Genomic DNA, 12,461 nt, shown 5'->3' with positions numbered 1-12,461 from the left:
CTCGCTCGCTCGACAAGGAACCACACCCCATGACCAAGCGCATCGTCGTCACCGGCATCGGCGCCAGCTCCGCCATCGGCGGGACAGCCCAGGACAACTGGACCAATCTGCTCGCCGGCGCCTCGGGAACGCGCACCCTCACGCACGAGTGGGTCGAGCAGTACCAGCTCCCCGTGAACTTCGCCGCCGAGGCGATCGTCCGCCCCGAGGAGGTCCTGGCGCGGCACGAGGCGAAGCGGCTCGATCCTTCGACCCAGTTCGCCCTGATCGTCGCCCGCGAGGCGTGGGAGGATGCCGGGTCCCCCGACGTCGCTCCCGAACGCCTCGGCATCGACTGGGCGACCGGCATCGGCGGCGTGTGGACGCTGCTGGATGCCTGGGACACCCTGCGCGAAAAAGGTCCGCGCCGCGTCATGCCGCTGACCGTTCCGATGCTCATGCCCAACGCCGGGGCCGGCAACCTGTCTCTGCAGTTCGGCGCGAAGGCGTTCGCCAGGACCGTCGTGAGCGCATGCGCCTCGAGCACCGAGTCCATCGCCAACGCCTACGAGCACCTGCAGGACGGCCTCGCCGACGTGGTCATCGCCGGTGGTGCCGAATCGGCGATCCACCCGATCACAATGGCGTCGTTCGCCTCCGCGCAGGCGCTCTCCCGCCGCAACGACGACCCGGAGCACGCGTCGCGTCCCGGCGCGATCGACCGCGACGGCTTCGTCATGGGCGAAGGCGGCGCTGCGCTCGTCCTCGAGACCGAGGAGCACGCGCTGGCCCGTGGCGCCCGCATCTACGCGTACGTCGTCGGCGGCGGCGTGACCGCTGATTCCTACCACATCACCGGCAACGACCCCGAAGGCACCGGTGCCGCTCGCGCGGTCGAGCTGGCCCTGAAGCAGGCCGGCGCGACGGCCGACCAGGTGACGCACATCAACGCGCACGCGACGTCGACCCCTGTGGGCGACCCGAACGAGTACGTCGCTCTGAAGACGGTGTTCGGCGACCGCATCGACGACATCCCGGTGTCGGCGACCAAGGCGTCCACCGGACATCTGCTCGGAGGCACGGGCGCGCTCGAAGCCGTCTACACGGTCCTTGCACTGCGCGATCGTGTCGCACCGCCGACGATCAACATGACCGAGCAGGACCCTGCAGTGCCGTTCAGGCTGTCGGCGGAGCCGCAGCCCCTCGGCGACGGTCCCCAGCTCGCGATCAGCAACTCGTTCGGATTCGGCGGGCACAACGCCGTCATCGCGTTCGCGGACTACCCCGGCTGATCCGACCGGCACGTGAAACGGCCCCCGGCGAACCGGGGGCCGTTTTCGTGTGAGCGGCATTCGCTGTCTCAGCGTCCGGGGTGAATCACCGGAATCCGATACCGACGCCTACCGCTCAGGTCCTCATCGGCTCAGCCGACCTTGTGCAGCCAGACGACGCGTGCGTCGTCGCTGGCGTGACGGAACGGCTCGAGCTCTTCGTCCCATGCCGAGCCGAGTGCGACGTCGAGTTCACGCTGCAGCTCGACGGCGTTTCCGGCCGCGATCTCCATGGCGTAGCGGATGCGATCCTCGCCGATCACGATGTTGCCCGCGGCATCGGTCTGCGCGTAGTGGATGCCGAGATCCGGCGTGTGCAGCCAGCGTCCGCCGTCGCTCCGCGGCGTCGGGTCTTCCGTGACCTCGAAACGCAGGTGCTCCCAGCCGCGGATCGCGGTTGCCAGCGCGGCGCCTGTGCCGACCGGGCCGTCCCAGTAGAACTCGGCACGACGAGATCCTTCGAGCACGGGCTGCTCGGCCCAGTCGAAGTTCACCGCACGACCAATGGCGCGTCCCACCGCCCATTCGAGGTGCGGGCAGAGCGCGCGAGGTGCGGAGTGGATGTACACCACTCCGCGTGCGTAAGCCGTCGCCATGATCTCTCCGTTTCATCAGGTGCGTCTTCCCCAACGACCTGAACCCCACGAAGAAGTGGCGAGAATATGCGGTTATGCGCCTATTCTCCAGCACGAAGGCGGAAATCACAAGCATGTGATTCCCGCCTTCGTGGTATGAGGATGAGGCTCAGGCCTCGCTCATGGCCTGCTTGACCTGCTGGCCCTTGGCCGCGTAGTACGCGGCACGGGCGGCGTCCTTGCGGGCCTGCTCGGCGTAACCCGCCTCGAGCACGTCCTGCGGAAGCTCGAACTGGGTGTGCTGGCTGGTGCCGTTGTACTTCTCGATGTAGGCGTCGAGCTCGGGGCCCGAGGTCCACGACGTGATGAGGTTGTAGCGCGGCTCGGTGCCGACGTGGGTGGCGGCGTGCCACAGTCGCTGCGTGTCGATGATGAGCTGGGCGCCGGCCGGCAGGGCGATGCGCACCTCGCCGGCGGGGTCCGTGCGGTTCTCACGAAGGACGAAGAAGCTGTCCTTGTCGTCCGTGAGGTTGAAGAAGCCGCGGACGACCCATCCGGTGCCGTCCGGGTTCAGACGGTTGTTGTCGTCCTGGTGGAGGTTGTAGAGGCACTCGCCGTAGGTGTTCGGCTGCAGCTCGATGACGCGGCAACGGCCGACGTTCGCGCCGGGCTCCTGTGCACGACGGGTCAGGTTCGGCGCCTTGGCCGTCTGCTCGTCGATCCAGACGCCGTCCTTGTCGGTGCGCGGCGGCTTGTGGTTCCAGAAGCCGTTGCACTCGATCTCGCCCTTGGCGCTCGCGAGCGGAGCGAAACGGGTGTCCCCCGACGACTTCCAGTCGACGTACTCGATGTCGAGCCATTCCTTGGGGTCGAGCGCCTGGTTGTAGCTGTCGAGGACGACGAAGCCGGTCTCCTCGAGGGCAGCGGACTTGATGTATCCCATGATCTGGATCATGTTCCTTTCATCGGGGGCCAGCACGTTTTAACAGGCCCTGATAAGGCAAGCCTAACAGCGGAGCCGAGGAGGACCGTGGAGCTCGACCGTGCAAAATCAGCCCGGGCTAGACTCGTTCAGGCGGGTCTCGGACTCCCGCTCTTCTCGGAGGCATCACTCAGTCATGGCAACGGCCACCAACGTCGAAGCGACCGCAGTAAACACGATCGAATGGCTCGCCGCCCCCGCCACGACCATCGTCGTGCCGGTCTATCAGCGGCAGTACCGCTGGGACATCGGCGCCTGCGAGCGGCTGCTCTCGGACGTGCGAGCGGTGGCGGGCGAGGACGACGCGCACCGGCACTTCATCGGGTCGATCCTGTCCGCTCAGGATGCCTTGGACACTGATCTCATCCTCATCGATGGTCAGCAGCGCATCACCACGCTCATGCTGCTGGTCGCGGCGCTCCACCACGCGGTGCGCGGGCAGGACGCCGTCATGGCCGCGGAACTCGAGCGGGTGCTCGTACGCGCGGACGACGACAGCCGGACGAAACTGCGTCCGCACCACGCATGGGCCGACCTGTACGAGACGGTCGTGCTGGACCGCCGCGACGACGCCGATCGGGAATCCCGGTTCGACGACAACTACGCGTTCTTCCGCAGCCAGGTGCACGCCGATGAGGCTCCGCGCATCTGGCGAGGACTGAAGAAGCTCGAACACGTCTCGATCACTCTCGGACCGCAGGCGAACGCGCAGCAGATCTTCGAGAGCCTCAACTCCACCGGCGAGCCGCTGCGCGATCACGAGCTGATCCACAACTACATCCTGATGGGTCTCACGCACGCCGAGCAGCTGGACGTCGAGGAACGGTTCTGGCTCCCGATCGAGCGCCACACCGGTGAGACGATCGGCGCCTTCTGGCGGCACTACCTCGTCATGCGCACGGGGCGGGAGGTCGCCGCGGGCGGCGAGCACGGCGTGTACAGCGCGTTCCGGCATTCGTTCCCTCGGGTCGACGTGGCACACCTCGAGGCGGATGCGGAGATCTGGCGGCACTTCGCGGAGATCTACGGCATCCTGCTGGACCCGTCACGCGAGACGGACGCGGAGATCCGGCGTCAGCTGGAGTTCGTGAACACGTTCGGCCGTGCGGCGTATCCGCTCGTGCTGCGCGTCTACAGCGATCATTCCCGTGGCCTCATCGAGCGCGGCGAGTTGCTCGAGACGCTGGAGTGGGTGCAGGCGATGTACCTGCGCCGGGCGATCGTGAATCTCCCCACCGACCGGCTGATCGCACGCCTGTGCAGAGCGCGAACGGCGGGACGCGAGGCGCTGATGCGCGCGATCGCCCGCATCACACCGTCGGACGAGCGCGTGAGCGCCGTCCTCAAGTACGGCGAGCTCCCCCACGCCGCCTATGTGCTCGGCAGACTCCAGGATGTCGAGGATGCCGCCGGCCTCGACCTGGAGCACATCGTGCCGGCAGCTCCTGGCGACGCCTGGTCCGGAGGCGGAGCGCGCACGTGGAGCGAGCTCACGGAGGACGAGCAGAACAGTCACCGGGCCCTCGCTCCCACCCTGGGCAACCTCACCCTTCTCGAGCAGCACCTCACGGAGCGCGTCTTCGGCTCGTCGTTCCCGGACAAGCAGCGGGATGCGTATGCGCGCAGCGCGATCGCCGACACCCGTGCTCTCGCGGAGCTGGACGAATGGGGCACGGCAGCGATCACTCGACGGACCGTACGATTGACCGCCGATCTCGTGCGGATCTGGGCACGGCCCGAACTGCCGGAGATCGACGACGACGGGCTCACACCGATCCTGGACGCGGTCCGGCGTCGAGGCTGGCCCGCCGGGTGGGATCGTGAGTTCTCGTACGTCGAGTATCGCGGTGAGCACTGGGACGTCCGCGACGTGAAGTACCTCTTCAACCGGGTCTTCCGGCGCGCATGGACGGATGATCGTGCCGCGGCGCTCGCCTACAGCGCGCGCCACGGGGGGCCGATCTACGACGGGATGGCCTGGAAGGGCCAATGGGACGAACTCGACGGGTCGCACTTCCTCTACATGGGCTGGGACTCGAACTACATGATGAACGCCGTGCAGGGAGTGCTCGAGGAGTCGGGCATCGCGTCAGAGGTCTTCGTCAAGTACTCCTACATCGGGGATGTGATGTGATGCGGCGCAAGAGCCTCGGAAGAGCGACGGATGCTGCGCTCGATCCGCTCGACCGGGCATTCGCGGACGCGCTGCAGAGCTGGGACCGGGACTCGTCGATCGAATGCGAGTGCGACCACGGCGACGACGAGGCCTATGAGGCGTGCGGGCGGAAGGCGACGTGGCGGGTGACGATCGACTGCACGTGCGGCGAGGACCACCCTCGCATCGTGGAGCTGCTGTGCACGCAGTGCCTCCGCACGGCGCGCGAGGATCTCGGCGAGGAGTCGGTCACAGCGCGTCCGCTGTGATCGACCCGTTGGCCGTGGTCGGAATCGGATGGCTCCGTTGCGGTCGAAGAACTGACCCGTCGGATCGGTCACGGCCGCGTACCCCGCCGCGACCGGCGCGTCAACCCGCTAGGGGATTCTCGCGTCCGCTCCTAGCGTGAACTCACCATCACGAGAGGAGCCGATCATGTCGAACGAGTATTCATCCCCGTTCCCGATCCAGCCGGACGGTGCGGATGCCAAGGAGACCGTGACGCGCGAGGTCGACGGGGAAGAGGTCCTCGACGACGACGTCGACGCCGACCGGATCGACAGCGCCGAAGCGGACCGTCTCGCAGCCGGAGCCGAGGACGCGGAGTCATGACGGACACGCCAGGCACCCCAGAGGAGGAGTCCGGCGAAGCGATGCCGTCGGATGCCGAGCTGGCCGAACCCAGTACGGAGAAGGATCCCGCCGAAGAGCCGCACGCCCCCGAACGTGCCGAGGACGAACCGAGTCACGAAGCAGTCGGTATCGGCATCGTCGGACGGCCGCAGGTCGAACCGGAACCCGACGACGAGGCCTGAGCGTCAGTCCCGCAGCGAATCGGCGACCTCGCGCAGCGCGTCGGCCGAGCGATGCAGCATCTCCTCCTCCTCCACGGAGAAGCTCGTGGCACGGATCGGAACGGCACCGGCGGCGCTCACGACAGACGGTACGGACAGTGCCACTCCGTCGACGCCGTGGAAGTCCTCCAGCACTGTGCTCACCGGCATGACCGCGTGCTCGTCTCCGAGGATCGCCTCGATGATGCGCGCGCTGGACAGCCCGATCGCATAGTTCGTCGCCCCCTTGCCCTGGATGACGGTGTATGCGGCATCCCGCACGTCGACGGCGATCGCATCCAGTTCCGCACGGGTGATGCGTGGATGCCCCGGAGTCTCCCACTCCAGGATCGGCACGGTTCCGATGGTGGTCCGCGACCAGAGCGGGAACTCGGTGTCCCCATGCTCACCCACGATGTACGCATGCACGCTCGACGTCGAGACGCCGGCACGTTCGGCGAGCTTCCAGCGCAGACGCGACGTGTCCAGGACCGTGCCGGACGCGAAGATGCGCTCACGCGGCAGGCCGGTGGCCTCCTGCGCCAGAACAGTGAGCACATCGCAGGGATTGGTGACGATGACGTAGACGGCGTCCGGCGCGACCTCGAGGAGCTTCGGCATCATGTCGCGGATGATGCGCGCGTTGACCGCGGCGAGTTCGATGCGCGTCTGCCCGGGCTTCTGCTTGGCCCCAGCGGTGATGACGACGACGTGCGAGCCGGCGACGACGGAGATGTCGCTCCCGCCGATGATGTCGCTCGACCCCGTGAACTGGGTCCCGTGAGCCAGGTCGAGGACCTCGGCTTCGACCCTGGCCGTGGCGATGTCGTACAGCGCGACGTGTCGAGCCGATCCGCGGATCAATGCGGCATACGCCACGCTCGAGCCGACGCTGCCCGCACCGACGACGGTGACCTTCGAGTTCTCGATGACTGCCATGCGCTCAGTCTGTCAGCCGCGCGACAGGAGGACGAGTGGTGGGGCCGGTGGGACTTGAACCCACGATCGTCGGGTTATGAGCCCGCTGCCTTGACCAGCTTGGCCACGGCCCCGTGAGCACCAGCTTATCGGTGCCCGCGCCCGCTACAGAGCGGTGCCGGCCTCGTGCGTGCGCACGTGTTCGCGATAGATCTCCGCGTTCGTGATCAGCCCCGCCCTCTCCTCGGCCGTGAGAGCGCGCCGTACCTTGGCGGGGACTCCGGCGACGAGCGATCCGTCGGGCACCTCGGTGCCGCCGAGCACGACGGCACCGCCGGCGATGAGGCATCCGGCTCCGATCACCGCACCCGACAGCACGACGGCGCCCATGCCCACCAGCGACCCGTCTCCGATCGTGCACCCGTGCACGACGGCGTTGTGTCCGACAGAGACGCGGCGTCCGATGACCACCGGGTGTTCGGCATCCACGTGGACGGAGACGTTGTCCTGCAGATTGCTGCCCTCGCCGACGCTGATCGACGCCGAATCGGCGCGCAGAACGGCGTTGTACCAGACGCTGGAACCGTTCTCGAGGGTGACCGCGCCGACGACGCGGGCACCGTCCGCGACGAAGGCGTCGTCCGCGATCGTCGGTGCACGCTCCGACAGCGCGATGATGGAGGCCGCTGACGAGATGCTCATAAGGCGAGACTATCCTCAGATCCGCGTGTTTCCGCGGTATTCCAGGGTCATTAGCCGAGCCTCAGCTTGCTTGCGGAATGTCTGAGGCTGAGTACGGTTGTGTTCATCAGGTACGAAAGACGACGTCCGGGAGGCACCAGAATGAGCAAGGCACAGACCATCTCCACGACCGCCAGCGACCCCACGGTCGCCGCGGCGGCAGCGCAGTTCCTCTCCCCGGTCGTGCTCGGGCTCCAGGCGCTCACGATCAACGGCAAGCAGGCGCACTGGCACGTCCGGGGCGCGAACTTCATCGGCGTCCACGAGCTGCTCGACACGATCGTCGCTCACGCCGGCGACTTCGCCGACACCGCAGCCGAGCGCATCGTCGCTCTGGGGCTGCCGATCGACGCACGAGTCGCCGCGGTCGCCGCGAAGACTCCGCAGACGCCCGTCCCGGCCGGCTTCGCCCAGTCCGACGAGATCATCCGCGCGATCGTCGCGGACATCGATGCGATCCTCGTCGACACGAAGGCCGCCATCGACGGACTGGACGAGATCGATCTGACGAGCCAGGACGTCGCGATCGAGATCATGCGCGGCCTCGAGAAGGACCGCTGGTTCCTCGTCGCGCACGTCGCCGCGTAACGAACCGCCACGAATGCCCCCGGGTCATCCCGGGGGCATTCGTCGTCTCAGCGCGGAGCGAGCTCCCCGCCCGACGGTGACCTCACCCTCCGGCGCCGGCCATGGCGTCGGTGAGCGCCTGGGTGTACTGCGGAGCCAGCGTGTCGACGAACGTGACGGTCAGGTGGTCCTGGTCCCGATAGATGTTGGCGCCGCCGACGACGGGCGCGCAGGTCTCCTCATCGCAGTACACGTCGGTGAAGTCCAGAAGCGTGACGTCCGCCATCCCTGCGGCGGCCTCCGCGATCGGGTCCTCCTCCGCCAGCACGTCGGCGCGCAGCCCCGAGCACTCCGCCTGGTCCCTCGTGCGCAGGCACTTGTTCGGATCCGTCTCCCACCCGGGGTTGTCCACCACCGTGACGACCGGGATGCCGCGTTCGGTCATGGTCGACCATGCTTCCCGGTAGCCGGCGACGGCGGCATCCTGAGCAGAGTCGAAGCCCGCCGAGGAGAAGGACGTGTTCGAGATGGCGGCCGTGAACACGACGTCGAAGTCGCTGTCCGCCAGCTTCTCGTCGACCCGCTCTCGCCAGTCGGTGCAGGCGGCGCCGAAGGAGCCGCCCTTCGCGAGCGGAGTGGTGTTCCACGCGCACGCGCCCTTGAAGTAGGTCGTGAGACGCCAGCCCTCGCGCTCGGCGATGCTCTGGAAGGTCGGCAGGAGCTGATACGCGTGGCTGTCGCCGATCAGTGCAACCTGCGGTGCCGCCGGGTCGTCCGAGCCGAACTCGCACGACACCGGGCGGGAGTCGTTCAGCTGCATGAAGCACTGGTCGTCGGTGGGCTTGTCGACGCCGGCGAAGCCGGGCGCGGGCAGGATCGCGTCGAACTCCGCATCCGCGCAGGACTCGTCGAGCACTGCGGCCGCACCCAGACATGCCGGCGGGTTCTCGCGCACATCCTGGATCGCCTGCGTGCCCGCCTGATAAGCGGGAGCATTGACGGCCCAGCCGCCGGCCGCCGTCGCACCGACCAGAACCATCGCGGCGAGCGACGCCCACAGCGTGACCTTCGGCGGCCGCTTGGTGAGCACCTTCCACGACCGCGCAGGGTCCTCGACGAAGCGCTTGGTGAGCCACGCCAGCACGAAGCACAGGACCAGCAGCGCGACGCGATGGTAGATCGTCAGCCCCCAGAACGGCACCGAAGGGGCGATCACGATCAGCGGCCAGTGCCAGAGATACAGGCTGTACGAGATGTCACCGGTGAACCGCATCGGACGGATCGCGAGCAGCCGGGTCGGGTACCACCACCGGTCGGTGTTCGATGCCGCGATGATCGCGGCGGCGCCGAGCGTCGGAACGAGAGCCATGTAGCCGGGGAACGGCGTCTGCCCGTCGAAGCGGAACGCGGTGTAGAGCAGAGCGAGGATGCCGGCCCAGCCCAGCACGAAGCTGACCACCGCGTTGCGGACCCGCAGCATCGGCACCAGTGCGATGACGGCGCCGACCCCGAACTGCCACATCCGCCCGAAGGTGATGAAGTACGCCGGCGCGGGGTCCGTGATCGTGTAGACCACGCAGAACACGAAGGAGGCGACCGACACCACGCCGATCGCGACCGCCGCGGCGCGCAATTGCGCGCCGCGGAACCACTTGACGGCGATCCACGCGGCGAACAGCATGATCAGCGGCCACAGCAGGTAGAACTGCTCCTCAAGGGACAGCGACCAGTAGTGCTGCACCGTGGTCGGCTCTCCGGAGAGCGCCAGATAGTCGGCCGAGTTGAGGACCAGGTACCAGTTCTCCACGTAGAACGTGGAGGCGATGATCTCCTTGACCTCGGCGGGTACGGCCGATGTCGGCGTGAGAAGCGGGATCGCGGCGACGATCGCGCAGAACAGCAGGACGAGCAGCGAAGCCGGGAGCAGTCGCCGTGCGCGGCGCGCCCAGAACTGCCCGAGCTTCACGGTGCCGGTCGCCGAGAGCTCCCTCGCGAGATGCGATGTGATCAGGAATCCGGAGATGACGAAGAAGATGTCGACACCGACGTAGCCACCGCTGAGCCTGCCGGGCCAGAAGTGGTACAGCACGACGAAGAGGACGGCGATCGCCCTGAGCCCCTGGACGTGCGGAATGAACCGCGAAGCCGTCGCGTGCTCCGGAGACCGGTCACGGCGTAGCGAGGATCTGACGGGCGACGTCGTCTGCGGAGCGGAATTCACATCTACAACGCTAGCGCGCGCGACGCCGAGATCGTGACGACCGCGCTGCGGTCAGGATGCCGCGTGCGTCACGATTCCCCGGAGGATCGTGGCATCCACCGGCATCCGGCGCAGCTCCGAACCCTCAGCAGTGCGGGGGTCGCGGCCGCACACCACGAGGTCTGCAGGATCACCGGGACGCACGGCGGAGCGGACGCTCGCAGCGATGGCCTCGTCGATGCTCAGGCGCTCGTGCGGCTGCCACGGTTCCCGATCGTCGTCCGTCCGCGTCACCGCGGCGGCGATCGCCCGCCAGGGATCCAGAGCCGTCACGGGTGCGTCCGAGCCCAGCCGCACCTCGACCCCGGCTCGCAGGAGCGAGGCCAGCGGATACGCGATCCCCGTCTGGTCGACCCACAGTCGCGCCGCCATGTCGCGATCGTCCAGCGCATGCTGCGGTTGCACGCTGGCGGCCAGCCCCAGGCGCGCGATGCGGGCGATGTCGGCATGGCGCACGAGCTGCGCGTGCTCGATCGTCCCGGCGGCGCCGGATCGCGCGAACGCGTCGAGGGCCGCCGCCGCCGCGCGATCGCCGATCGCATGCACGGATGCTTCCAGTCCGGACCCGGCGGCCCTCGTGAGCAGATCCGTCAGTTCGGGCAGATCGACGGTCATCACGCCGTAGCCGTCCCCGGGATACGGGTGCGAGCACGCCGCCGTCCTCGTGCCCAGCGACCCGTCGCTGATGACCTTCAGTCGCCCGACCTTCACGAGGCCGCCCTCGTCGACGGCGTCCCCGGTCCGCATCCCCGCTGCGATCGCCCGCTCCAGATGCGAGGGATACACCGCGAACTCGACGCGGTGGACGTCGAAGCCGCCCGAGATCCGCCGCTTCCAGGCATCCGCGTTCCAGGCCATGTCGAAATCGACGATGCCCGTGATGCCGCGCGCCGCCGCCTGCTCCCCCGCCGTGCGAACGGCGGCATCGGCATGCTCCTGGTCGACGGCGTTGAGTCGCCGGGAGATCTCGAACGCGTCCTCCTCCCGGAGCACGCCGTCCGGTGCGCCGAACCCCTCGCGCGCGAGCGCGGCGGAGTTCAACCACACGCTGTGCACGTCGGCGTTGATGAGATACGTCGGGACATCGGAGGTGACCGAATCGAGCACCGGCAGGCCCGGGGCATCCGGCCAGAGCGCGTCGCGGAACCCCGTGCCGATGCGTCGACCGTCGCGGCGCGGCGGCACCGCCGCCATCACCGAAGCGGCCTCACGAGCCGACGTCGTGTCCCCCAACCAGGTGCGATCGGACGCCAGCGCCCACTGCACGGCGTGCACGTGATGATCCCAGAGTCCAGGAACGACCCATGAGCCCTCGGCATCCAGCACCTCGCCGTGCAGCGCCACCGCGCCGGTCGGCGCGATGTCCACGATCCGTCCCTCGCGGATCAGCACGTCGACGGGCTCGTCGTCGAACAGGAACTCGCGCCCCGGCCCGGCGATCCGCACGGCTCGCAGCGCATCGAGGTGCGCCCCGATCACGAGACCTTCCCGGTGCGAGCATCCTGCGCACGGCGCATCTCGGCGGCCAGCGCCGGGTTGGCGTAGACGCCGTCACCCTGCAGCTCGGCGATCACGTTCTCGACCGTCGCGGCATCCTTGTTCTGACTCAGCTTCCGCTTCGCGACCACTCGGGTCGGCGTGAGCCGGAACCCGACGGTGCCCGCCTCCAGCCGGCGCACGAAGGATTCGTCATTGGGTCGCTGCCACATGAGCCGGGGGTCCGGCATCCGCGACTCGAAGCGCTCGACGAGCCGGTCGAGGATCCGGAGGTTCTCCGCCGTGTCGAGGATCTCGGGGACCCCGGCGAGATGCACCGCCGTGTAGTTCCAGGTCGGAACGCTCGCCGTCTCGGGGTCGTACCACCCCGGAGAGATGTAGCCGTGCGGCCCCTGGAAGGCGATCAGCAGTTCGCGCTCGCCCATGCCGTGGATCATGTCGTCGGGCCGGCCGACGTGCCCGACGACGGTCAGGTCGTCACGGTCCTCATCCAACATGACCGAGTAGTGCGATGCGACGAGCCCGTCGTCGGCGGCGCTGACGAGCGTCGCCCACGGGTTGAGGTCGATCACGCGCCTGATCTCCTCGACGTCGGCGAGGGTGAAGCTGGGGTTCTGACGCAT

13 protein-coding genes and 1 tRNA gene are annotated in these 12,461 nt (G+C 68.1%); 6 read left to right on the top strand and 8 right to left on the bottom strand.

Annotated features, from left to right (window positions below):
* The first annotated feature begins 29 nt into the window (after positions 1–29).
* Entirely contained in the window at positions 30–1,271 is a 1,242-nt protein-coding gene (locus OED01_RS07455; RefSeq protein WP_264157735.1) for a beta-ketoacyl-[acyl-carrier-protein] synthase family protein, read from the top strand.
* Between the two features lie 131 nt (positions 1,272–1,402).
* Here the strand turns inward: OED01_RS07455 and OED01_RS07450 are convergent, their stop codons facing one another.
* Both OED01_RS07450 and OED01_RS07445 read right to left on the bottom strand, forming a co-directional pair.
* Complete coding sequence (locus tag OED01_RS07450; RefSeq protein ID WP_243225532.1) at positions 1,403–1,906, bottom strand: DUF3145 domain-containing protein; 504 nt, start codon at positions 1,904–1,906, stop codon at positions 1,403–1,405.
* Between the two features lie 148 nt (positions 1,907–2,054).
* Complete coding sequence (locus OED01_RS07445) at positions 2,055–2,828, bottom strand: hypothetical protein (protein ID WP_318841139.1); 774 nt, start codon at positions 2,826–2,828, stop codon at positions 2,055–2,057.
* 175 nt (positions 2,829–3,003) lie between these two features.
* Here OED01_RS07445 and OED01_RS07440 point away from each other — a divergent pair, with 175 nt between their 5' ends.
* The 4 genes from OED01_RS07440 to OED01_RS07425 all read left to right on the top strand — a co-directional run bounded on the left by OED01_RS07440 (position 3,004) and on the right by OED01_RS07425 (position 5,837).
* Positions 3,004–5,001, top strand: coding sequence for a DUF262 domain-containing protein (locus OED01_RS07440; protein WP_264157733.1), 1,998 nt, complete (start codon positions 3,004–3,006; stop codon positions 4,999–5,001).
* Positions 5,001–5,291 carry a hypothetical protein gene (locus OED01_RS07435; protein WP_264157732.1) on the top strand — a complete coding sequence of 97 codons (291 nt, stop codon included), beginning with the start codon at positions 5,001–5,003 and terminating at the stop codon, positions 5,289–5,291. The genes OED01_RS07440 and OED01_RS07435 overlap by 1 nt, the downstream gene beginning before the upstream one ends.
* Positions 5,292–5,457: 166 nt before the next feature.
* On the top strand, positions 5,458–5,634 hold the full coding sequence (locus OED01_RS07430; protein WP_264157731.1) for a hypothetical protein: 177 nt from the start codon (positions 5,458–5,460) through the stop codon (positions 5,632–5,634).
* Positions 5,631–5,837: a hypothetical protein gene (locus OED01_RS07425; protein ID WP_264157730.1), complete on the top strand. Its 207-nt coding sequence runs from the start codon at positions 5,631–5,633 to the stop codon at positions 5,835–5,837. Before OED01_RS07430 ends, OED01_RS07425 begins: the two co-directional genes overlap by 4 nt.
* Positions 5,838–5,840: 3 nt before the next feature.
* Here the strand turns inward: OED01_RS07425 and OED01_RS07420 are convergent, their stop codons facing one another.
* The 3 genes from OED01_RS07420 to OED01_RS07410 form a co-directional block, all read right to left on the bottom strand.
* Positions 5,841–6,794 carry an L-lactate dehydrogenase gene (locus tag OED01_RS07420; RefSeq protein ID WP_264157729.1) on the bottom strand — a complete coding sequence of 318 codons (954 nt, stop codon included), beginning with the start codon at positions 6,792–6,794 and terminating at the stop codon, positions 5,841–5,843.
* 36 nt (positions 6,795–6,830) lie between these two features.
* Positions 6,831–6,907: transfer RNA gene (locus OED01_RS07415), tRNA-Ile, on the bottom strand.
* Positions 6,908–6,938: 31 nt separating this feature from the next.
* A complete protein-coding gene (locus tag OED01_RS07410; protein ID WP_264157728.1) occupies positions 6,939–7,475 on the bottom strand; it encodes a gamma carbonic anhydrase family protein in 537 nt (178 codons plus the stop codon).
* Between the two features lie 141 nt (positions 7,476–7,616).
* Here OED01_RS07410 and OED01_RS07405 point away from each other — a divergent pair, with 141 nt between their 5' ends.
* Positions 7,617–8,102: a Dps family protein gene (locus OED01_RS07405; protein ID WP_264157727.1), complete on the top strand. Its 486-nt coding sequence runs from the start codon at positions 7,617–7,619 to the stop codon at positions 8,100–8,102.
* Positions 8,103–8,184: 82 nt separating this feature from the next.
* On the opposite strand, the gene OED01_RS07400 is transcribed toward OED01_RS07405, so the two are convergent.
* Genes OED01_RS07400 through OED01_RS07390 form a run of 3 tightly spaced genes read right to left on the bottom strand, consistent with a single transcriptional unit; the run spans position 8,185 to position 12,461 of the window.
* Positions 8,185–10,302: an acyltransferase family protein gene (locus OED01_RS07400; protein WP_264157726.1), complete on the bottom strand. Its 2,118-nt coding sequence runs from the start codon at positions 10,300–10,302 to the stop codon at positions 8,185–8,187.
* A 51-nt stretch (positions 10,303–10,353) separates the two neighbouring features.
* Positions 10,354–11,820: an amidohydrolase gene (locus OED01_RS07395; RefSeq protein ID WP_413231619.1), complete on the bottom strand. Its 1,467-nt coding sequence runs from the start codon at positions 11,818–11,820 to the stop codon at positions 10,354–10,356.
* Complete coding sequence (locus OED01_RS07390; RefSeq protein WP_264157725.1) at positions 11,817–12,461, bottom strand: FMN-binding negative transcriptional regulator; 645 nt, start codon at positions 12,459–12,461, stop codon at positions 11,817–11,819. Before OED01_RS07390 ends, OED01_RS07395 begins: the two co-directional genes overlap by 4 nt.

It is taken from the genome of Microbacterium sp. M28 (genome assembly GCF_025836995.1).
Lineage (GTDB): Bacteria > Actinomycetota > Actinomycetes > Actinomycetales > Microbacteriaceae > Microbacterium.
The sequence above is the reverse complement of the archived record's forward strand: the minus strand, read 5'-3'. Positions and strand labels throughout refer to the sequence as shown.

Coding starts and splice junctions, on each gene's coding strand:
- OED01_RS07445 (WP_318841139.1), bottom strand. CDS start 2,828: ATGGGATACATCAAGTCCGCTGCCCTCGAGGAGACCGGCTTCGTCGTC.
- OED01_RS07450 (WP_243225532.1), bottom strand. CDS start 1,906: ATGGCGACGGCTTACGCACGCGGAGTGGTGTACATCCACTCCGCACCT.
- OED01_RS07390 (WP_264157725.1), bottom strand. CDS start 12,461: ATGCGTCAGAACCCCAGCTTCACCCTCGCCGACGTCGAGGAGATCAGG.
- OED01_RS07425 (WP_264157730.1), top strand. CDS start 5,631: ATGACGGACACGCCAGGCACCCCAGAGGAGGAGTCCGGCGAAGCGATG.
- OED01_RS07455 (WP_264157735.1), top strand. CDS start 30: ATGACCAAGCGCATCGTCGTCACCGGCATCGGCGCCAGCTCCGCCATC.
- OED01_RS07435 (WP_264157732.1), top strand. CDS start 5,001: ATGCGGCGCAAGAGCCTCGGAAGAGCGACGGATGCTGCGCTCGATCCG.
- OED01_RS07420 (WP_264157729.1), bottom strand. CDS start 6,794: ATGGCAGTCATCGAGAACTCGAAGGTCACCGTCGTCGGTGCGGGCAGC.
- OED01_RS07410 (WP_264157728.1), bottom strand. CDS start 7,475: ATGAGCATCTCGTCAGCGGCCTCCATCATCGCGCTGTCGGAGCGTGCA.
- OED01_RS07430 (WP_264157731.1), top strand. CDS start 5,458: ATGTCGAACGAGTATTCATCCCCGTTCCCGATCCAGCCGGACGGTGCG.
- OED01_RS07440 (WP_264157733.1), top strand. CDS start 3,004: ATGGCAACGGCCACCAACGTCGAAGCGACCGCAGTAAACACGATCGAA.
- OED01_RS07405 (WP_264157727.1), top strand. CDS start 7,617: ATGAGCAAGGCACAGACCATCTCCACGACCGCCAGCGACCCCACGGTC.